Genomic DNA, 21,627 nt, shown 5'->3' on the forward strand with positions numbered 1-21,627 from the left:
CTTTGCAGTTATTTATAACATATAAAGGCAAGAATTTATTATTTCGCAAAAACTTTATCCCGTATTTTCCCTCTCTAATCAGAAAGAAAATAATATATTTTTTACAATTAGGTTATCACTAAATTCCTATTCTGGTTAGAACCTGCCTGACCGAAAAATGGAATAAATGAGCCATGCAACCATCAACATGGCGATAGAAAAGCCAATTTCAATAATCGGAAATTTCCAGAGAATTGTTTGTACACCACTCATTGCTACACCAATTATCAGACCGACCATGACAATACTTAGAGCCAGTAAAACAATACTAAAGGCGATCTGATTACTGAAGCGATCTATCTTTTTGATTAATAAGTCTAATTGTGGGGATGTAAATTCTACCTCCACTTTTCCTTTTCTCAAAATCCCCATAAACTGTTTAGCCGTCAACGGAATATCTTTTAGAGAAGCAAAATATTCAGGAATCTCTTCTACAATGTTTTTGACTATTTTCCAAGGCTTAAGCTTATCTAAGAAAAGCTTTCTACCAAAAGGCTCTGCGACATCAAATACGCTAAAAGTAGGATCTAAGGCAACGACTACGCCCTCCATTGTCATCAATGACTTACCTAAAAGCGTTAACTCCGATGGAATGCGAATATTATGACGAAACGCAATGATAAATAAATCATTGATCGCTTCTCCAACACTTACATCTTGCAATGGAATATCGTAATATTTATCACGCATTTCTTCGACATCAGCAGTTAATTTTTTTATATCAACATTTTCAGGAATCATTCCTAAATCAGAAATAGCACGGATAATCCCTTTTGTGCTTTTATTGCGAAGTGCAACCACAAAGGATGCAAAATTCTTTTTCGTATAGGAAGAAAGTTGTCCTACCATTCCAAAATCTAATAAAACGATTCTCCCATCCTGGAGTGCAAGAACATTTCCAGGATGAGGATCTGCATGAAAATGACCGACTTCTAAAATCTGGTAGAAAATCGTGTATGCTAATCTTTCTGCAAGTAGTTCTCGATCGATTCCAGCTTCATCGAGACGTTTGTGATCGGATAGCTTTATTCCCTCTATATAATCCATCGTCAATACTTTCTTTGTAGAATAATCCCAGTAAACAGACGGGATGATAACATATCCTAAAGATCTGTTCTGCTCTAAAAAGCGCTCCATATTACGTGCTTCTATTCCATAATTCAGTTCAATAAGCAGCCCTTTTGCTAGTTCATCAACTATTTCACGAAGACCATATTGTTTCGCCCATGCCCATGTATTTTCAGCGATTCGAGCTAAATCAGCGATAATTTCTAAATCTGTTTCGATGATTGCATGAATATTAGGACGCTGTATCTTTACAGCAACATTTGTTCCATCTTTAAGGATCGCTTTATGCACTTGCCCAATGGACGCTGCCGCCAAAGGAGTCTCAGAAAAGTGCTTGAACAGATGATCTACAGAATCTCCTAATTCCTCTTCCAAAATCCGCACTGCTTCTCCATATGTAAAAGGAGGCACCTGATCCTGCAGCTCCTTTAGCTCATTAATTATTTCAGGTGGGATTAAATCAGGACGGGTACTGGCAATCTGCCCAAGCTTAATAAAGGTTGTTCCTAGTTCTTCCAAAACTAAGCGAATGCGACGTCCTGTGCTTTTAGGAGGGTGCTCTTTATGAAAAAAAAACTTCTCCTCCAAGCCCATCTTATTGGAAAAAAAGCCTATTCCGTTACGAGCGAGAATAGACGTTATTTTACGATATCTTTTCATCTGTCTAATACGTTTACTTACACCCATTTATAAACCTACTTTATTCGTCGAGATTTTTTCGTTCTAATGCCTCTATTCTTTTTTCTAATTTCTGTATGTCCTCTAAAGTAGCCAGCTTCAATTCTCCATATGCAGCATTAACCTTTTCTTTTGCAACTGCTTCAACCTGACTTTTCATTTCCTCTCCTTTTTGAATCAAATGATTGATTAAATCCTTTGATTCATTTTTGCTAACCTCTCCCTTTTTCACTAACTCTTCAACTGTTTTCTCTACTTGTTCTTTACCTGCAATTGCTAAACCTAAACCTAAGGAAAGTGCTTTTTCAATCGTTGTTCTCATCTTTGAATACCTCCTTATATTTTTTCTAGCATATTTCATTTTCCCAAAGACTACTTTTCTATTTGTCATTAAAGTAATCCAAATAAGATCCAAAGTCAAATCATTCGGGTGTAATTTCCTCGTTTATGCGCAACATATTTATGATATGCTTATAAGTGGAAATTATGGTTATTTTTTCATTACAGGAGGTGACAAAATTTTGGAGGATAAAAGAAGGCTGTATATCGAACTAGTATTTGGTTCCATCGGAATGCTTATTGTCTCTCTATTTATTGCAAATGCTATCTTGCCCCTAGATCATTCATTTTCCTCACCTACTCTTATTTTAGGATTTGCCCTCATAAACAGCTATATCTTTTTTCTAGAAAAAAGAGCAGGGGTCAGCAATAAAGTAATCTGGACTCAATCCCTGATTCTTGTTTTCATTTTTGTTTATTATATTGTTAGTAAATCATAATCAAATTATGTAAAAATCAACTTCTTAGAACTCATTTTTTAAATAAAATTACTCCCCTTTTTCTTTACGTATTGTCAAAACTTTATATAGAAATAGGCTATTATATCCTATAATAGAGGGCTTTTTGAGCAAAAAAATTGCCACCCCCTGAATTCTAAGGATAATTGAGGTTACCACACACCCAACAACCTAGAATAGGAAGTGACAAATTGTACCCTCAAATTATAACCTATTTACTTACTTTTATTAAGTACCAAGATCAGGTTATTCGAACATTATTAACTCTTTTGATTGGGAAAAGTATGTTTGATAAACCTGTAGAAAAACCTGTAAATAAGCCTTATCGAAAACTACAGGTAGACGACCTCCCAATCATCGAAACCCTACAAAAGTTTGATTATAAACTTCTTTTGAATGAGTATCAGGAGAAAAATGGGAAACCCCTTAAACCTGTTCGAAGACACTCAAATTCAAAAACAACTGTTCCTTCCAGCATAAAATGTCCAAAGTGTGGTGCTCCATCTGATTTTCTTTATGCAAATAACGGAGACAAGGGACAGTATCAATGCAAGGTGTGTACATGTTTGTTTAACCAAAAAAATCATTATTCAAAAGAGGCAATTTTAAAATGTCCTCACTGTGCTAAAACGCTTGAAAAGGTCAAAGAGAGAAAAGATTTCGATGTATTCAAGTGTAAAAACAACGACTGTTCTTATTACCAAAAGAAACAAAATGGACTATCTTCAAAAGAGAAAAAACAGTTTAAAAAGGATCCACAGGCATTTAAAATGCGTTATATTTTCCGTCAGTTTCGTATCGATTACCAACCCTTATCGAAGCGTTCACCTCAGAAACCAAAGTTAGATTTATCAAGACTATATGTGTCGCCACATACATTGGGACTGATTTTGACCTACCATGTGAACTATGGGTTGTCAGCCCGTAAAACAGCTGCACTCATGAAGGATGTACATGGTGTATCCATCTCCCACCAAAGCATTTTGAATTACGAAAATAGCGTAGCACTGATGCTTAAACCTTATGTGGACCATTATCCTTATGAGCTTTCTGATCAATTCTGTGGAGACGAGACCTACATTCGAGTGAAAGGTCGCTGGCATTATTTATTCTTCTTTTTTGATGCCGTAAAAAAGATTATTCTGTCTTATCCTGTTTCTCCTAATCGAGATACTCAGTCAGCCATTCTGGCTATCGATGAGGTTCTTCTAAAGATGAAGGAAATCCCTAAAAACCTCACGTTTATTGTAGATGGCAATCCGATTTACCTATTAGCCCAACATTTCTTTGCCCAACATGATATTTCGTTTGATGTGAAGCAAGTCATTGGATTAACCAACGAAGATCCAGTATCAACAGAATACCGACCACTCAAGCAAATTATTGAACGACTCAATCGAACGTTTAAAGGAAATTATCGCTCGACTCATGGGTTTGGATCTGATCATGGATCTGTTTCTTTCGTCACTTTGTTTGTCGCATACTTTAACTTTCTACGGCCTCATTCAGCCTTAGAAGGAAAAGTACCTGTGATTCATCCAGAGTTACTTCAGCTTCCCAATATGCCAGCAAGATGGACTAAGCTAATTGGATTAGCTCAAGATTGGATTATAGAACAAACAACCTAGCTTTTGTTTAGCTGAGCCCTGAACCAGCAATCGGCGGAGCGAACTCTTGACAAACCGAACTTGCCAATGGTTTAAAATGGAAAAAATCAAGGGCTTATTTGGCATGCCTTCTTTTGTCCCCTTCGCCCTTGATAACCTGAATTCAAACCATTGGTGTGTTTGTCAAGAGCGATTGCGAGCCTCTCCACTTCAAAAAGGAAAGAAGAAAAAGACTTCAGGTTACTTTTTCATAGAAGTTTTGACACTACCTTTCTTTATTTGCCTGTATGATAAGAAAGGCGCAAAACTTCTCGACTTCACTTGTCATGTAAAGTGCGCTTTTTTGAACCTAGTTACTATTTGTACTGTGTTTTTCTTTTAAAAGGTAAGTAACCTTTTTACAGTAACAAACAGCTAATTTTTATGAATTAAAGAACGGAGTAAATATAAAATGAGTGCTTCCATACATTTCATTTCCCAATACGGATACATTGCCATCTTTGCGCTTTTTGCATTAAGCGGTTTAGGCATTCCTGTTCCAGATGAAGCTTTATTAACCTTTGTAGGTTACCTTACTTCCATTTCCATGATGAACTTCCTACTTGCTGATATTATTTGCTTTATTGGTGCCCTTAGTGCCATGGTTATTAATTACACATTAGGTAAAAAAATTGGAAAGCCATTTCTACTTACACACGGAAAATGGATCAAGCTTACACCTAGCAAATTAAAACGAGTCGAAAATTGGTTTGATAAATATGGCCCTTGGACAATAGTTATTGCCAATTTCATCCCAGGTGTCAGAAGATTAACTTCCTACTTTTCAGGCGTTTCCGGGATGAATCTTTCAAAATACATTTTATTCGCTGCGATTGGTTCCTTTTTGTGGTGCTTGCTTTTTAATATCATTGGTTACTATATCGGAGTGCTTCCTTTTTAAAATGGAATACACTCCTCTTTATTGTTTTTCCAAAAAATGGAACAGAAGTTTTATCCCACTCTAAAACAAAAAGGGGTAGTCCGATAAACAAGGACTACCCCCTTCTAACAAATATAACTCAAGCAAATAAATCCGAAGATAAATAACGCTCTCCTGTATCTGGTGCTATGCATAGAACTTTAGCATTTTTTGAAAGTTCATTAGCAATTTGTACAGCAAAATGCGCACTTGATGCACCAGATGCCCCTACAAAGATTCCTTCTTCCGCTGCAAGACGTCTTGCCATTACTTCAGCATCGTGATCTTTAATCAATAATACCTCATCAAAAATAGCACGGTTCAAGATTTTAGGAATAAATCCTGGGCCTGTCCCTGGAATTTTGTGTGGTCCTGGTTTACCACCTGATAATACTGGTGAACCAAATGGCTCTACTACATATATTTTTATACTAGGAATCATTTTCTTTAATTCTTCTCCGACCCCAGTAACAGTTCCACCTGTCCCTGCTGTCAAGACAAGTGCATCTAACTTTCCTTCAAAAGCTTCATAAATTTCTACAGCCGTTGTACCTCGATGCGCGTCTGAATTTGCAGGATTCTCAAACTGCATTGGAATGAAGCTTTCTTCTATATCGTTTGCTAAGCGATTTGCTTCATCAATTGCTCCTTGCATTCGTCTGCTGCCTGGAGTTAAATGAACCTCGGCTCCATATGCTTTTAAAATTTGCACACGTTCCTTTGTTGCATTGTCAGGCATCGTGATGATACAACGGTAGCCCTTCACCGCCGCTACCATCGCAATTCCTATTCCAGTATTACCTGATGTTGGTTCAATAATCGTGCTTTTTCCTGGGATAAGCTTCCCTTCTTTTTCTGCGTTTTCAATCATATTTAATGCCGCACGGTCTTTTACACTTCCGCCAGGATTAAAAGACTCTAACTTAATATATACTTCTGCCCTAGTTGGGGTTGGTATTCTATTTAATTGAACAATTGGTGTATTCCCTATTAATTCAAGTACAGATTTGTACAGCTTCATTTTTCACTGTTCCTCCTATAATCTGCGAGCATATTTTTCAATTATACTGCTCATTTCTTTTACCTTAGATGTTACTTTATCCGCATAAGTAAAGTCACCATAGCAATATGGATATCTAAAATTCAACTTGTCATTATTACAGGTGTAAATGGTTGGCGATCGTTCGACCATATATTCTGAATAGGTCTTTGCAGATTCCTCACTATGTTCAACCTGACTATTACTAACAATAAAGTCAATATAACCTGGTCCCATATTATAGCTTTGGATGATTGTTTCTATGTCCACCCCTTGCTTCTGACCATACTTGTACATTTCTGCAAAGTGAAAAACTCCCTGCTTAATACTTTCTGAAGGATCTTCAATTGCATTTCTTTTTAGTCCTGCTGATTCAGAGGATTGCATCGGATCATTTCCCTTACCATGACTTTCTTGATCCATAATAGCCAGTAAAATGGGGGAAAGTTCCTCTGCATTTAATTCATTTAATTCTAATTCATTCGCAATTTCTGGTAAATATTTCAACAATCTTTGTTGGTTATTTTGTTTGATTGTACTATTAACAAATAAATAGCCAAAGTATATAACTACTATTAAGACAATTATTGTGTTCGTCACAGTTTTTCTTCTTCTCTTCATCCCTATCCCTCGTTGACGCTTAAAAAACGATTAAACGTTTCCTGATTTTTTTGCCGTTACCTGATACATTAATTCATTATACAAGAAACAATATGGAATTTCATTCCCTGCGAAAGAGAACTTTTATTTTTCCTTAAAAAAATAAAAAACTTAGCTAATGCAAAAGAAAATGCATTAACTAAGTCTTAGAGTTACATCATGATTCTTGAACAGTAGAAGTAGGCTTTCCTGCTTCGATTAGGACTTTGTCTCTTCCTAAGAAAAAGGACAAAATAATAATAAACGCCCCGGTTCCCAATAATAACCACTCTATATCAATAAAATCTGCAAGTGGACCAAATATTAACATCCCTATTGGCATCATTGAGGTAGAAATCATTCCCATTACGCCGAAAACTCTTCCCAAAAATCCTTCTTCTATTTTTTCCTGTAATAAAACAGTTGTTGGTGTATTAAAGATTGGCATTGCCAAACCAAATAGTGCCATGAACACTAAATAGATCCAGAAGAACGGAATAATCCCAAGTACAACGGTACAAACTCCCATAATGATGCTGGCAAGTGTCATTGTTTTTATTTTATTCTGAAATCCTCCCCATGATGCGATGACTCCTCCTCCTACCATCATTCCAATGGAAAAGGCTATCTCAATAGCAGTTAACCGCCATACATCATCTCCAAAGCTACGCGTAACCTGCAAAGGAGTTAGGAATGCTGCTGGAGCCATAAGCACAAAGAAAATCGCAAAAAAGGCAAAGAATTTTTTCAAAAAGGCATGATTATTTACATACTTAAGCCCTTCTTTGAAATCACTAAAATAGCTGGTAGTTTGTTCCTCTGTTGCTTTTTGATGTGCAGGTATCTTTAAAAAGGCAAGCAAGGTAAAAATAGCAATTGCTGCTGTCACAACGTCTATGAAAAATATTGTTTCAATTGATGCCAATGTTAATAGGGCAGCACTTACCATTGGCGATACAAACATGATAATCGCCTGAATACTTCCGTTAATCCCATTGACCTTTGTCAGCTTTTCCTTTGGAACAATTTGCGGTAAAATCGCACCGACAGATGGTGTCTGTATTCCCGTCCCAAACGCTCGAACAGCAGCCATCACAAATAGTAGCCAAATTGGATCATATCCCATTAAAAAGAGAATGGCCAATATCAATGTTGCAAACGCAATAAGTCCATCAGACAGCATAATTAATAGCTTACGATTATAGCGGTCTGCCCAAACCCCCGCGACTGGCGATAAAATAAATGTTGGAAGAAATCCACAAAGGATATATAACGTCATCATCAGACCCGATTCGGTTGTTAACGTTATATGCCACATAATCGCATACTGTACAAGCGACGATCCAAATAGAGAAATCGTCTGACTACTAAGAAATAACACGATATTCCGATACCAATTTTCTTTATTATTAACTGTACTCATTTATAAACCTCACATTCTAATTTTTTCTTCATGTGAATAAGTCTATCTATGTCTATAAGAGCAGAAAAAAAGAGCGAAGACCTGGTATTCTCCCCTCTTTTTATTAACCAATATTAGGTTTCCAATAAATAGACAGACCAATCCCGTTCTTCTTAATAGAAGACTATCCAAACGTATTTAGTTAACGATGAAAAGTGGGAATCTTAATCTCATTGATGCTGTCAAAAGGAAAACCTCCGCTTCGTTTTGTATTCCAATTAATCATAGCATAAGCATAGTACTGGAAACAATCGCTTACAGAGTAAATTTTTTATTCGCTTTTTTCAAAAATTATGTAAATGATTGGTATTATGTTTAATAGATAGCTTTTTTTAGCAAAAATACGATTTTATCAACTAAACCAACTACTTTTTCAATAAATAAGAAGCAGAAGACCATCCCCCCCCCGCTTCTTGCTCTCCATCTTTTTTCTTTCAGTTAACGAATTAATAACTCCAGGTTTCCTTATCATAAAATACTTATTAGACTAAAATGTATATAAAATACATAAAGGAATGCTTAAAAACTAATTTTTACTTTTTATTAAAAATCGTACTTTGCTTCCTTCTTTTCTCTAATTTCCGTAAAAGTTTCCGTCAATACGATGGTATCTTCCACTAACCGTTCGATACGGAATAATACGTCATCGTCGGTAATTTCTTTGCGGTAGAAATCTTTTTCCTCAATGAATACATAAGTTTGCACGATTTGTGCTTTCATATAAGCCAAAATTGGCTTCAATTGCTGTTCCGCAATCAAATAATGTTTGGATGAACCAGCTGTTACGACAATACTAACTACTTTATCGCGAAAAGCATTTTGCGGCAATAAATCAAAAATATTTTTTAAGGTAGCAGGAATCGATGCTTGGAAAACCGGTGTACCTATAATTATTGCATCTGCTTCCATTAAAGTTTTTGTGACATATCCGGTATCACCTTCATATTCCAGATAATTTCTTCCATCACTAAATTGGATATCATAGTCCGCTAAATCGAGTAACGTTATCTCAACTTCAGGATAATTATCCGTAATAGCCTTCATTGTGTAATCCATTGCTGTTCTTGTTTTTGATCCGACCTTTGAACCGGATAAACCAACAATTTTCATTTCTTATGCCTCCGATTTTTTTGTATATTTTCTAATAGCCGGCAATATTTCTGAGCCAATGATTTCCACATTTTTCATGACATTTTTAAATGGCATTCCACCAAAGTCAATTTGTGCAATATAGCGTTGATGATTAAACATTTCATGTTGATAAAGAATTTTTTCTATAATTTGCTGCGGGCTTCCGATATTCATAATATTATGCGGATCTACGCCTTGTGCAAAATGCTGTTTTGGGAATCCAGCTCCATTTGTTTTTTTCATGCCTTCATTAATATGTGGATACATATCTTTTAAAGCTTGTTGAGATGATTCTGCTGCATAGAAAAAGCCTGCTGTTGCTACGGGTAATTCTGCAGGGTCAAAGCCACTGTTTCTTGCTGCTTCGCGATATGCGTCAACTGTGCGTTTAAATACAGATGCTGGACCGCCTAAATGTGCCATAAACATTGGGGCTCCTACCATCCCTGCTCTAATTGCACTTGCTGGTGTCCCTCCAACCGCTCGCCAAATCGGAATAAAGCCATTTTTAGGACGTGGCAAAACTTTCGCATTTCTTAACGGTGCACGGAATTCCCCGCTCCAATTCACTACTTCCGCTTCATTAATTTTCATCAATAGTTCAAACTTTTCTTCAAATAATTCTTCATAATTACGAAGATCATAACCTAACAAATCAAATAAACCGACTCTAGATGCACGACCAGCAATAATTTCTGCACGGCCTTTAGAAATTAAATCGATTGTTGCAAAATCCTCATACACTCGAACTGGATCAGATGTACTAATAATCGTAGAGGAGCTGGCAATTTTTATATTTTTCGTTGCTTGTGCAATGGCTGATAAAACAACCGAATGCGCTTGTGTGATGAAATATTCTTGATGACTTTCCCCTACACTAAAGAAATCTAGACCCGCTTGATCTGCTAATTTTGCATATTCGATAATTTCATGCACACGTTCTTCTGCAGAAATTCGCTCTCCTGTAAGTGGATTGGGCAAATGATCCCCTAATGTATAGATTCCAAACTCTAACCCTTTTGGATCTAGTCCGTATTTTTTCAATTGATTCACCTTTCTTCTATCCTGCATTTAATTAAGACTATTCTTCAATTCCTCAGGCGATCTCTCCCAATATTCATTGTTAAAATCTACAAGGAACTTTTTTAGCGATTGCTTTGATTCGTCCTCCATACTCTCTAGTGCAAATCTTCGTTTGATTGCTTTATCGAGACTATTTACATGCTCAGGCATCGACTTATAGCCAAATCGTTTCCTGCTTCCTTCTTTCATTTGCTTTGCTACCAAGATTTCACAAGCACCTGCTCCAGAATAATAAGCACCATCCTGATTTCTGTCTAACGCAATCCAAATAACCCAATATTTATGTGGATCTAAATCTAGGACTTCTTCTTTCGTCACATCCTTAAAAAATACTTTCTGTTCTACTTTACTTCTGCCATGCATAGCACCTACATCAATAAATACTTCCTGGCTTTCTCGGTCGATAATGATTGGTGTAACATTCTCTAAAGAAATAGAGCCAACTCCATATCCACCATCACCTTTTGTAGGGTCATTTCGTAAAATATTAAATTGTGCATTTTTGGGGGATGAACCTTGCTTTTTATTGTCCATGTTTTCTTTTGCTCCACCTTTCTCTTCCCTAATTCATATTCTCGTTTTGAGCGAGAAATGTTACTTCTGCCCACACTAGGTTGTGCTGAGTTGTAGTTCCACAAGCCACTTACGCTTTTGCTTTACAAACATAAGACATTTCTTTTGGAGATTAATTACTCCTTCTAAATGACTTGTCTTGATTGTAATATTAAGACCGATGGCGTTTCATGGCAATTATTCTGCTTGCTAGGGGAATGAATATTTCTATGTACAAAGATTAATCCGAGTTCTGTTTAGTTTGCCTTTGTTTTGAGTGGGCTATGTATGAGTCTAGTTGATTGAAAATAGTGGGTTTGGGTGGGTGTGGAGGCTTTTTTGGGTTTGTTAGTAACTTTTTCGGCTTTTGTTCTTTTGATGAACGCTTTTTTCTTTGTGTCGTTGCTTTTTGGTTTTCTTGTCTTTGGTGAACGCCACTTTTTCCTTGTGCTGGTGCTTTTTTGGTTTTCATCCCCCTTATGAACACCACTTTTTCCTTCTACTACTGCTTTTTTGGTTTTCATCCCCTTTATGAACACCACTTTTTCCTTCTACTACTGCTTTTCTGGCTTTCATCTCCTTTATGAACACCACTTTTTCCTTCTACTACTGCTTTTTTGGTTTTCATCCCCTTTATGAACACCACTTTTTCCTTCTTCTGTTGCTTTTCTGGCTTTCATCTCCTTTATGAACACCACTTTTTCCTTCTTCTGCTGCTTTTTTGGTTTTCATCTCCTTTATGAACATCACTTTTTCCTTCTACTACTGCTTTTTTGGTTTTCATCCCCCTTATGAACACCACTTTTTCCTTCTACTACTGCTTTTCTGGCTTTCATCTCCTTTATGAACACCACTTTTTCCTTCTACTACTGCTTTTTTGGTTTTCATCTCCTTTATGAACACCACTTTTTCCTTCTACTACTGCTTTTTTGGTTTTCATCCCCTTTATGAACACCACTTTTTCCTTCTACTACTGCTTTTTTGGTTTTCATCCCCTTTATGAACACCACTTTTTCCTTCTTCTGCTGCTTTTCTGGTTTTCATCCCCCTCATAAACACCACTTTTTCCTTCTAAAAATACCTTGTCAGCTTTCAGTAATAAAAAAAGCCCACCGTACTAATTCATTCATACGGTAAGCTTCGTTTTAAAAATCTATCACTTAAACTGGAACCAGCCAAAATCAAAATTGCTTCCTGGTAAAAATACAAAGGTAACTTTTTGCACCCCTATTACTTTTTCCAAATCAAATGCTTGTTCCTCATAACCGTCAGACTTATGAAACTCTACCATTTGATTGCTGTCACCTTCGTCACTTGCAAAACGAACATGAATCGTATTTTTTTCTATTGGCGATCTCCCAGAAATAATTAACTTTGTAGCTCCACTTGCCGTAAAATCGAATGATTCAAATGTTAAGGAAACATTGTTCCCAATTCCTTCTACACTATTTTCTTTTATTTCGAAAGTATCCCCATAAATATGATTGCATTCAGATGCATAATTACGTTCAAATGCTTGATTTTTCTTTTCAAAATAAAAGCCTTTTATATGGACTTTTTGACGGAAGACAAAACAAATCGATTTAATTCCACGGAGCCTTTTGGAAAGCTGGTATGTTTCTTCCTGGTAAACATTCCACTTTGATGGTTTTTGATAAATAACATCCGCTACTAATTCGCTACCCTCTTCATCAGGCATTCCCTCCCAAATTTGCAGGGAATATTCATCATCAGATAAGGCAAAAATCGGTATAGTGATTTTATCTGACCCATAATTCCCAAAGTCTATTTCACGAAGCCCGACTTGCGTTTCACCATCTCTACTTGTCGCAACACCACGCTCATTCCCGTTAGTTACTTCGCCTTTGCTATAGTCATATAATCCTGCTGAGATAAATCCATATGGATCTTTATACGCTTTTCCAAGACCAACCGCCTTATATTCGAGCTCAGAGATAAGCTTCGTTTTATCCGTACCATTCTTGCTTGTACAACGAAGACGAAACTCTCCATCACCTAAGGCTGTCACTTTTACTTTATCACCATTCACGTCCACTTTCGCTATATTTGATTCAATACCAGCATCGTTGACAACACTCCACTCTAGTTCTCTATAAGAAGTATCTTCCGGAAATAGTTTGGCTGTAATAAACATCTCTTTTCTAGCTGCATCAAATAGTTGCCCAGATTCACTAATAATTTCAATTTTGCGTAGGGGCACTTCTTCTTCTTTCCCCATAACAGTTGGTGTATCTGTATTTTTCATCGTAGCGGAAACACCAATTAATACGCTTTCCTTAGCTGGAAGGCTTTCAAACGCTAAGATTTCACTTTCTAGTCCTTTAGAGGTTACCTCCATTTGAATTTTTCCAGGTTCCGTTGTGGCTGCAATAATTGCCATCATCTTCCCACTAAACAGCCTTCTACTTACCCCTTTGTATTGATCATAATCTGTACTATCTCCATTATCTAAGCCAACTAGGCGGCCAGCACCCGTCACGTTTACGTACACACGATTTGTGGCATTTTCCACTGGATTTCCAGCCTTATCCTCTGTTCCAATTTCTACAAAAAGTAAATCCGTACCATTTGCAGTTAGTTTTTGCTTATCTGCTTTCAAAGTAATTTTTTTCGCATCACCGAAGGATTTTTTTGTGTCTGTTGCGATTATATTACCTGCATCATCATAGGCAATTGCTGTTAGCTCCCCTTTTTCATAAGGGATTTTCCACCAGCCTACAAGGTCTGTCCCGTGTTTATGATCGATAACATGGGTACCAATTGTTTTCCCGTTAAGTTGCAATTCCACTTTGGGAGCATTGGATGATACGCGTACATCAACCATTTGGCCTTCGCTAAAGTCCCAATAAGGAAAAAGATGTACCATCGGTTTTTTTCTGTAATCTGTCCATGCCGCTTGATAAATATAATAGGAGTCCTTTTTTAAAGTAGCTGTGTCGATTTGGCCAAAATAAGCATTTTTCGTATGATAAGGTGTTGGCTCCCCGATATAGTCGAATCCTGTCCAAATAAACGTTCCAAGGGAAAAAGGTGCATCTCTATCAGCTATAATACAAGCTTCTGTCGACTGAGCCCCCCAGCTTGTGGAACTATTTCCAAGTGCAGAACATTGTTCATCATCATCGGCGAGAATCGATTTTTCATAAGGAAAATGATAGATACCCCTACTTTGGACAACCGATGCAGTTTCACTTCCGTAAATAATCCAATCTGGATGTGCTTCATGATGCTTATGGTAGTATTTTTCCCCATAATTATAGCCTGCGACTTTTACAATATCCGCACATTTTTGTGCATTTTCCCATGGCATATAATTGGAACCAATTGTTACCCAGGCATTGTTCTTCGGATCATACTTATGTACTTCCTCCATTAACATCCTTGTTATTTCTTGCCCTCTCTCGTCTGCATGGGTGTCATATATTTCGTTTCCAATACTCCACATTAACAGACTTGGATGATTTCGGTCTCGCCTCACCCAGCTTCTTATATCGATCGGTGCCCACTCTTTAAAGAAACGCGCGTAATCATACTTAGTCTTCGGTCTTTCCCACATATCAAATGCTTCTGAAACGACAAGAAATCCTAGCTCATCTGCTAAATCCATTAGCTCTTTTGCCGGCATATTGTGGGCTGTTCTAATCGCATTTACGCCCATATCCTTTAATATTTCGAATCTTCTTTGTAAAGCTTGTTTATTAAACGCAGCTCCTAATGCCCCTAAATCATGATGTTCACAAACACCATTTAGCTTCATTCTTTTGCCATTTAAGCGAAGTCCCTGCTTGGCATCTAGAACAATACTTCGAAAGCCTATATTTTGGGTAACAGCTTCAACTGTCGTTAACTCAGGATAAATCATTTGCAACTCTGTTTTAAGCTGATATAAATGTGGCTCATCTATGCTCCAAAGCAATGGATGATCGACAAAGAGACTTTGTTTATTAGAAGCAGCTGTTTCCGTTTCTGCTTCCACCTTTTCTGAGGAAATGGCTAACCTTTGATTTTTGAAAAAAATAGAGTGGATGAGGTGCACGTCTTGATCAATCGCTAATTCTGTCTCCACTTCGACACGCCAACGATTATCTTGTTGATTCATGGTAATGTAAATTCCATCGGTAACTAGATGATTTTTATCTCTTGTCTTAAGCCAGACATTCCGATAAATCCCAGCTCCTGAATACCATCGACTATTAGGGCTTTCATACACTACTTTTACAAGGATATCATTTTCACCATCGACCATAGCAGCTGTGATATCATGTTCAAATGAGGAATAACCATTTTTCCACTCCCCAACAAACTTGTTGTTTACATATACAGAGGAATCCATATACACACCATCAAAACATACCAATACCTGCTCCGTTTGTTTCCTTGAATAAGTAAATCGTTTACGATACCAACCAATGCTAGTTTCATAGAGATCGAGTGTATTATAAATAAGCCAATCATGTGGCAAATCAATTGGCTTAAATTCTAAATGAGTACTATCTGTCACTTCCAAACCGCTTTTTGCAAATTCCCATCCGTCATTAAAAAGCATTTTCCTATTCATTATATGTGCGACTCCTTTTATTTAGGTTCTTTAAGGAGATGACGGTTCTTTGCTCTCAAAAAGAAGCAGAAGAACCGTCCTCCCTCTGTTACCCAGTTATCTTTATAGCTTGCTCTTGAGCTTCGATACATAGTTCTGCCGCTTTGAATGCGTGTTCTTGGGTCATTGCGTTTTCGGTTCCATTTAAGCAGTCTAAAATGAACTGACCAAAGAAAGGATAGCCTACTTTTCCTGAAAGCTCAAAGTGTTTCTCTCCCTCTTGGTTTACTAAGTATAGGTGGTTTGATGAATTGCTTCGAGCTATATCAATATACTTTCTTACTTCGATATAACCTTCTGTTCCAAGGATAAGTACCCGTCCATCTCCCCATGTCCCTAACCCATCTGGTGTAAACCAATCCACTCGGAAGTAAAACGTCGCCCCGTTGTCTGCTAAAAGAGTTGCATCCCCAAAATCCTCAAATTCTGGGTGATCTTTAAAACTATAGTTCGCTACTTTACTGTGCAATACCTTTGCATCCTTTGCACCTGTATAATGTAAGAACTGTTCAATTTGATGACTTCCAATATCACAAAGAATTCCGCCAAAATATGCTGGATCAAAGAACCAATCTGGTCTTGATTCTGGATTAGCACGATGGGGGCCAAATCCTGTTACTTGAATCACTCGCCCAATAGCTCCTTGTTCAATTAATTGGCCTGCAAATATAGCACTCTCTACATGTAATCTTTCACTATAGTAGATGCCCCATTTTAGTCCTGTTTCTGCGACTTTTTTTCTAGCTAGGATTACTTGTTCCTTTTTTGTAAATGCAGGCTTATCAGCAAAATAATGCTTTCCGGCATCTAACACACGAAGCCCTAACTCACAGCGATCTACTGGTATGCATGCGCTTGCAATAAGATGGATAGTTGTATTTTCTAGAATTTCCTGCTCGGACGTTGCCACAGTAGCACTCGGATATTTTTCACAAAAGGCAGCTGCTTTTTGTGCATCAGGATCATAGACTGCTACTAATTCTCCACCTGCTTCTATTAATCCATTACACATTCCATAAATATGGCCATGGTCAAGACCAATGGCAGCAAAGAGAAACTCACCTTTATCTACTACTTTATTGACCTTACCTTCTGGTGCGTAGTTCATTCCGTCCTTTTTGTTCATCCTAATCACTCCTCTATCGGATTAAAAATTCTATTCAGCTATTTTAGGAAACAACTAAATGATTATTCATACTTGCCGCCAGTTGTTATAGTGTTATCAGAAAAGTTTTCCACCACATTTTTCTTTTCATAAAAATGTTTTGCGTGAGTAAGAATTCCTTCTCTTGTAAAAAAAGGATCTTCTTTTGTTAAAGGTAATTTGACTGTTTTACCTGTATTTGCAGCCTGATAAATAGCTGTAATCAGCTCAAGAGTTTGCTGACCTTGTTTCCCATCAATGAGTACATCCTTTTTCCCGTTAACTGCTAATAATACGTCATAGATTTGACCAGTATGCCCTTCATATGAAATGGATGGCAAACGATCATATACTTGTTGAATTTGTTCTGCTAATTGCGGATCATCTTCTGGAAAGCCATTCTCTTTTGACTTAGAGGCTTTCACCTTCCAAGGAGCAGATACTCGAGCATTTTTCCCTTGGAAAATTAATTGTTGTTCCTCTCCATGATGAATGACGGAGCTCGTAATTTGGGCAAGAGCGCCATTGTCATATTTCATGATGGCGATAGATATGTCTTCAACTTCTGCATTATCATGAGAAGCGTTACTTGCAACAGCCGTTACTTCTGCTGGCATTCCATTCATCCATTGGAAAATATCGATATGATGAACAGCATGATTTAACGTACAACCTCCACCCTCTTTCTCCCAAGTTCCTCTCCACCATAAATCATAGTAGCTATAGCCTCTCCACCAATAAGAATCAACCTGTGTATGTACAATTGGTCCCATTAATTTTGTATCCAATACTTGTTTCAATTTCATCATCGGATTAGTAAAACGATTTTGGGCAACAACCGATAAGATGCGTTTATTTTTCTTCGCTGCCTCATTCATTGCATGACATTCCTCTAGGGAAGAAGCCATTGGCTTTTCCACTAAAACATGCGTTCCTGCATTCATCGCAGCAATTGAAATTTCAGCATGTGTATAAGGGGGAGTACAAACAGAAACTAAATCTATATCTGGTCTGTTTAAAAGCTCTTTATAATCATCATATATATCCACATCTAACTGATAGTCCTTAGCCTTTTGATGTGCTTTGTCTGGATAAATGTCACAAAGTGCAACTATTTTACACTCATCCTTAAACTGCAAATATCCCTTTACGTGAGAATTAGAAATTGCACCTGTGCCAATGATAGCTATGTTAATCAATATGCAGACACTTCCTTTTATTTGAGTATAATGACATTTTTATGAAGGAAAACTAGTTGCTTTACTGGAATGGATCGACTTGTTTAGTAATTCTTGTTGGGAATAAAAATAGTAAACTTGTATAAGGGAGGAAAATAATAAAGAACGGAAATTTAGATAGCTCTTGGCTTAGAGATTACGGAATGCTTCTTCTATTCACCACCTTTTCTGAATCGTTCTTAAACGAGTTTTATTTTGTGGAATTATCAAATTGTTAACGGTTACATTTCTTCCTATTAATCTGTTAAAATATATGTGCTTCGACTATTTATTATAGGAAGAATTGAGTTTCTTTTCAAGTAAAATGTAACCCCTTTCTTACCTTCTAATGAAAAAGGGACGAATCTCACGCATCCTATTGGATACATAAGAACCGTCCGTGGGCACTGAAAAACTGGCTAGTTAATGATGATGGGCAATAGCCACTTTTTAAACATAAGATGATGGATTTGTTTTCCGAGGCGTCCGCTCGCTTTCCATGGGGCGAGCGGACGCCTCTCCAAACCAACCTTATTTTCACTTTCGAATATGCTTGCTCTTAATCCCGCACGAAAAAAAGACTTTTTCAGTGGTCTCGAACCGTCCCTCCGATTCCTTATGCTGGGTTTACTTCTAATTCTACTTTAATTTTGATGTCTTTTCCTACTAGTACGCCACCTGATTCTAATACTGCGTTCCAAGTAAGTCCGAAGTCTTCACGGTTGATTTTTGCTTCCCCTTCAAAACCGTAAACTTCTACACCCCATGGGTTTGTGCCTTTTCCACCGAATTCTACGTCAAATGTTACTGGTTTCGTAACATCTTTAATTGTTAAATCTCCTGTTACTTTAAAGTCATCTCCATCTTTTGTAATAGATGTGGATTTAAAATCAATTGTTGGGTATTTTTCTACATCAAAGAAGTCAGCTGATTTTAAGTGATTGTCGCGATCTTCGCTATGTGTATTAATGCTTGCTACTTCAAATTTAAATGCAATGCTAGCTGTTGTTAGGTCTGTTAAATCTGCAGCTTCTACGTCTGCTGTATAAGAGTTAAATTGCCCCTTTACCTTTGAAACCATCATATGTTTTACTTCGAACCCTACGCTAGAATGTGATTGATCTACTGTCCATTTTGCCATTTTAAAATTCCTCCATTTTCCTTTTTTATTTTGAATTCAAGATATTTATTCAAAAAATTAGTCTCCCTCGATTTTTGTTTCTATTCAAGGCAAACTGATTAGAGATTTTTCTACCGAAAAATACTTTGAAATAAATTATCTCTAATTAAAGATAATTTTACACACATCTTTTTGTTTTGTCCATACTTAAGTAAAAAATTTTTTTATTAAATTTTGGTAAGAAATTCTGTAACTTTATAAATTTATCTTATAACCATTTCTCCTCTTCACTCATTAAGTATTTGTATTTCTTATGTAAAAATGATAATTAAAAAAATCGCCAACCAACAGCATTGCGTACATGCTCTATTAAACTTGTTTTCGATAAAATCGTTACTATACTTGCTTTTGATAAACGATAGGAAACTACTTTTACCTATTACAGATAAATAAAAAAAGTAGGTATCAACAGAGTCGATAACCTACTTTTTTATTAGGCAGTTTTCGTAAAGTTTGTTGCGATAACCCGCAGCTGGAATACACCCCGCTTTCCGTGGAGCTAAGCTTAACCCTCCTCAGCTTTGAACTGGGGTCTCAGACTGTCTCGCTAATCCCCGTGGCGTCTACGTGTATTCCGGCTGCTCCATTCCATTATTCCAACTAATTCTTTTTTTCGATTAAAAAACAACAATCCTTTAGAAAACAGCCTTTTATTAACAGAATGTATCTTTTGATTTTGGTACAGAAAGTCCAAATAATGGACGAAGATACAAGGCTACAAACGTACCAGCTAATGCTAGAATTCCCCATACGTAACCATGTACACTGAAAGATGCGATACCACCAAAGTATGCACCTACATTACATCCAAATGCTAGACGTGATCCATAGCCCATTAATAACCCACCGATGATGGAAGCAAGCACATTTCCAACCGTTACTTTTGAGAATTTAAATAGACCGCCTGCTGCTGATGCTAAAAATGCACCAAGGATTACACCAAAGTTTAAAATAGTTGTCGAGTCTGCAAAAATAGAAGCTTCTAAAGCTTGGGCATTTGCCCCTTGCCAGAATCCCCAACTTGCTACATCCATTCCAAAGAATTGTGCTACTTTAGAGCCCCATAAAGCAAAAGCAGATGTAATTCCCCATGGAGTACCACGTGTCATCAATGTTAAAGCATTAAGTACAGCTAACACGACTGCTGCTGCAAACAATGGCCAAGAACCACGGAAAATTCGTTTCCAGCCTGTTGTGGTTGGAAGTGGAGCCATTTTTGGTGCTTTTCTTTTTCTTTCAATCACTAATGTAATCCATGCAATTAAACCAAATAATATGATCGATACTAGCCAAGCTCCACCATAGCCAAGACCTGTAGAGGTTGCTAATGAAATGGGTTTAAATGATGGTAATTCTTGCGTCCAAAATGTTAAATGGGCTGCCCCAATCGTTGAACCAATGATAAAGAATAATAATGTCACAAACGCAACAGAACGTCCACCACCTACTGCATACAATGTACCAGACGCACATCCGCCGCCTAGCTGCATGCCGATACCAAACATAAAGGCACCAACAACAAGACTAACGCCAACTGGTGATACATATCCAGTTGCTCCTGTTCCAAAAAATGAAATGCCATATGCTAAAATTGGTGCAAAAAGGGTTACTGCCACTGCAAGCATTAGCATATGGGCACGCAATGCTTGCCCATTCCCTACAGATGCAAGTCTGCGAAATGCTGACGTGAAACCAAAACGAGCATGAAACAATGTATAACCAAGTAAAAGACCTAATACCAATAATATAGGTTGCATACTCTGTTGTGTCACGATTAAGTAGACTAGTAGAATTGCTGCAACAATAAGTCCACCGATGATTAAAGGCATCTGTGGAGCCTTTAATCCTTTGGGCTGTTCTTCAAGACTCTTTGCTATTTGAACCGATTGAACATTTGCTGAAGTTTCCACTCCTAAACACCCTTTCCCTATTAATATAGTCGGATTTACTTTTTTCATCTTAAAGTTATTTTGAGGTAGTGTCAATAAGAAAATCTTTCTTTTTGACAGTTTATACTACGTAAACCTTTACATTTAAACTTATCGAAAAATGAATAAAGAAGCTGGGACAAAACAAAATATATAATAGCTAAAGACGAACAATCTCTCATTTAGTAGCGAAACCAACTCATTCCATCATTTTTTAAAAGAAAATATAATTAGTAGGAAATACGAAGCAGCCTGAATACACGTAGACTCCTATGGGAGCTGCGAGAAAGTCCAAGACCCCGCAGGAACGAGGAGGCTTGGCGCTCGCCCCATGGAAAGCGAAGTGTATTCAGGCTGCGGGTGATCACCACAAACCTTCTTTCTTAAAATGAATAAAACCCCAAACAATTATACGAACTTTTCTTAGCATGTACGTATAATGTTCGGGGTTATTTGGTTGAAAATACTTATGCTCCAGCTTCTCTTA

Annotated in this window: 17 protein-coding genes; 3 read left to right on the top strand and 14 right to left on the bottom strand. The window is 37.2% G+C overall.

Translation table 11 applies throughout. The features are described from left to right. Window positions 1-135 precede the first annotated feature (135 nt). Both NST60_RS05805 and NST60_RS05810 read right to left on the bottom strand, forming a co-directional pair. Window positions 136-1,794 (bottom strand): ABC1 kinase family protein, encoded by a 1,659-nt coding sequence (locus NST60_RS05805; RefSeq protein ID WP_101730430.1) that lies wholly within the window; start codon window positions 1,792-1,794, stop codon window positions 136-138. A 13-nt stretch (window positions 1,795-1,807) separates the two neighbouring features. Continuing rightward, entirely contained in the window at window positions 1,808-2,107 is a 300-nt protein-coding gene (locus NST60_RS05810) for a phasin family protein (protein WP_016204278.1), read from the bottom strand. Between the two features lie 199 nt (window positions 2,108-2,306). Between NST60_RS05810 and NST60_RS05815 the strand changes: the two genes are divergently transcribed. From NST60_RS05815 to NST60_RS05825, 3 genes are all read left to right on the top strand, one after another. After that, window positions 2,307-2,564 (top strand): hypothetical protein, encoded by a 258-nt coding sequence (locus tag NST60_RS05815; protein ID WP_341098357.1) that lies wholly within the window; start codon window positions 2,307-2,309, stop codon window positions 2,562-2,564. A gap of 209 nt (window positions 2,565-2,773) precedes the next feature. After that, window positions 2,774-4,210, top strand: a complete 1,437-nt coding sequence (locus NST60_RS05820) for a DDE-type integrase/transposase/recombinase (protein ID WP_016205479.1) — start codon at window positions 2,774-2,776, stop codon at window positions 4,208-4,210. Between the two features lie 430 nt (window positions 4,211-4,640). Further along, on the top strand, window positions 4,641-5,129 hold the full coding sequence (locus NST60_RS05825) for a DedA family protein (RefSeq protein WP_016204280.1): 489 nt from the start codon (window positions 4,641-4,643) through the stop codon (window positions 5,127-5,129). Between the two features lie 118 nt (window positions 5,130-5,247). Here NST60_RS05825 and cysK read toward each other — a convergent pair whose 3' ends face one another. The 12 genes from cysK to NST60_RS05885 all read right to left on the bottom strand — a co-directional run bounded on the left by cysK (window position 5,248) and on the right by NST60_RS05885 (window position 21,122). Then, the gene (cysK, locus tag NST60_RS05830; protein ID WP_016204281.1) at window positions 5,248-6,168 is read right to left on the bottom strand and encodes a cysteine synthase A; all 921 of its coding nucleotides are present in this window, start codon (window positions 6,166-6,168) and stop codon (window positions 5,248-5,250) included. A 15-nt stretch (window positions 6,169-6,183) separates the two neighbouring features. Then, window positions 6,184-6,807, bottom strand: coding sequence for a lysozyme family protein (locus NST60_RS05835; protein WP_016204282.1), 624 nt, complete (start codon window positions 6,805-6,807; stop codon window positions 6,184-6,186). A gap of 196 nt (window positions 6,808-7,003) precedes the next feature. Further along, window positions 7,004-8,248 (bottom strand): MFS transporter, encoded by a 1,245-nt coding sequence (locus NST60_RS05840; protein WP_016204283.1) that lies wholly within the window; start codon window positions 8,246-8,248, stop codon window positions 7,004-7,006. Between the two features lie 582 nt (window positions 8,249-8,830). Then, window positions 8,831-9,397, bottom strand: a complete 567-nt coding sequence (locus NST60_RS05845) for an NADPH-dependent FMN reductase (RefSeq protein WP_101730433.1) — start codon at window positions 9,395-9,397, stop codon at window positions 8,831-8,833. Window positions 9,398-9,400: 3 nt separating this feature from the next. Further along, window positions 9,401-10,462: an LLM class flavin-dependent oxidoreductase gene (locus NST60_RS05850; RefSeq protein ID WP_101730602.1), complete on the bottom strand. Its 1,062-nt coding sequence runs from the start codon at window positions 10,460-10,462 to the stop codon at window positions 9,401-9,403. A gap of 27 nt (window positions 10,463-10,489) precedes the next feature. Continuing rightward, a complete protein-coding gene (locus tag NST60_RS05855; protein WP_016204285.1) occupies window positions 10,490-11,035 on the bottom strand; it encodes a YwhD family protein in 546 nt (181 codons plus the stop codon). Window positions 11,036-11,310: 275 nt separating this feature from the next. Continuing rightward, window positions 11,311-11,577 (bottom strand): hypothetical protein, encoded by a 267-nt coding sequence (locus NST60_RS05860; protein ID WP_341098358.1) that lies wholly within the window; start codon window positions 11,575-11,577, stop codon window positions 11,311-11,313. A gap of 632 nt (window positions 11,578-12,209) precedes the next feature. After that, entirely contained in the window at window positions 12,210-15,632 is a 3,423-nt protein-coding gene (locus NST60_RS05865; protein ID WP_341098360.1) for a glycoside hydrolase family 2 TIM barrel-domain containing protein, read from the bottom strand. An 88-nt stretch (window positions 15,633-15,720) separates the two neighbouring features. Beyond that, on the bottom strand, window positions 15,721-16,797 hold the full coding sequence (locus NST60_RS05870; protein ID WP_016204287.1) for a Gfo/Idh/MocA family protein: 1,077 nt from the start codon (window positions 16,795-16,797) through the stop codon (window positions 15,721-15,723). 62 nt (window positions 16,798-16,859) lie between these two features. After that, entirely contained in the window at window positions 16,860-18,014 is a 1,155-nt protein-coding gene (locus NST60_RS05875; RefSeq protein WP_224428457.1) for a Gfo/Idh/MocA family protein, read from the bottom strand. A gap of 634 nt (window positions 18,015-18,648) precedes the next feature. Continuing rightward, window positions 18,649-19,173: a YceI family protein gene (locus NST60_RS05880; RefSeq protein WP_016204289.1), complete on the bottom strand. Its 525-nt coding sequence runs from the start codon at window positions 19,171-19,173 to the stop codon at window positions 18,649-18,651. 692 nt (window positions 19,174-19,865) lie between these two features. Then, window positions 19,866-21,122 carry a YeeE/YedE family protein gene (locus tag NST60_RS05885; protein WP_212121552.1) on the bottom strand — a complete coding sequence of 419 codons (1,257 nt, stop codon included), beginning with the start codon at window positions 21,120-21,122 and terminating at the stop codon, window positions 19,866-19,868. Between the last annotated feature and the right edge of the window lie 505 nt (window positions 21,123-21,627).

The sequence above is a fragment of the Niallia sp. FSL W8-1348 genome, from assembly GCF_038006745.1.
GTDB classification, from domain to species: Bacteria; Bacillota; Bacilli; order Bacillales; family Cytobacillaceae; genus Niallia; species Niallia alba.

Bases quoted from the DNA above. Each gene is read 5' to 3' on its own strand.
- NST60_RS05805 (WP_101730430.1), bottom strand. From the start codon at position 1,794: ATGGGTGTAAGTAAACGTATTAGACAGATGAAAAGATATCGTAAAATA.
- NST60_RS05810 (WP_016204278.1), bottom strand. From the start codon at position 2,107: ATGAGAACAACGATTGAAAAAGCACTTTCCTTAGGTTTAGGTTTAGCA.
- NST60_RS05825 (WP_016204280.1), top strand. From the start codon at position 4,641: ATGAGTGCTTCCATACATTTCATTTCCCAATACGGATACATTGCCATC.
- cysK (WP_016204281.1), bottom strand. From the start codon at position 6,168: ATGAAGCTGTACAAATCTGTACTTGAATTAATAGGGAATACACCAATT.
- NST60_RS05835 (WP_016204282.1), bottom strand. From the start codon at position 6,807: ATGAAGAGAAGAAGAAAAACTGTGACGAACACAATAATTGTCTTAATA.
- NST60_RS05840 (WP_016204283.1), bottom strand. From the start codon at position 8,248: ATGAGTACAGTTAATAATAAAGAAAATTGGTATCGGAATATCGTGTTA.
- NST60_RS05845 (WP_101730433.1), bottom strand. From the start codon at position 9,397: ATGAAAATTGTTGGTTTATCCGGTTCAAAGGTCGGATCAAAAACAAGA.
- NST60_RS05855 (WP_016204285.1), bottom strand. From the start codon at position 11,035: ATGGACAATAAAAAGCAAGGTTCATCCCCCAAAAATGCACAATTTAAT.
- NST60_RS05860 (WP_341098358.1), bottom strand. From the start codon at position 11,577: ATGAAAACCAAAAAAGCAGTAGTAGAAGGAAAAAGTGGTGTTCATAAG.
- NST60_RS05865 (WP_341098360.1), bottom strand. From the start codon at position 15,632: ATGAATAGGAAAATGCTTTTTAATGACGGATGGGAATTTGCAAAAAGC.
- NST60_RS05870 (WP_016204287.1), bottom strand. From the start codon at position 16,797: ATGAACAAAAAGGACGGAATGAACTACGCACCAGAAGGTAAGGTCAAT.
- NST60_RS05880 (WP_016204289.1), bottom strand. From the start codon at position 19,173: ATGGCAAAATGGACAGTAGATCAATCACATTCTAGCGTAGGGTTCGAA.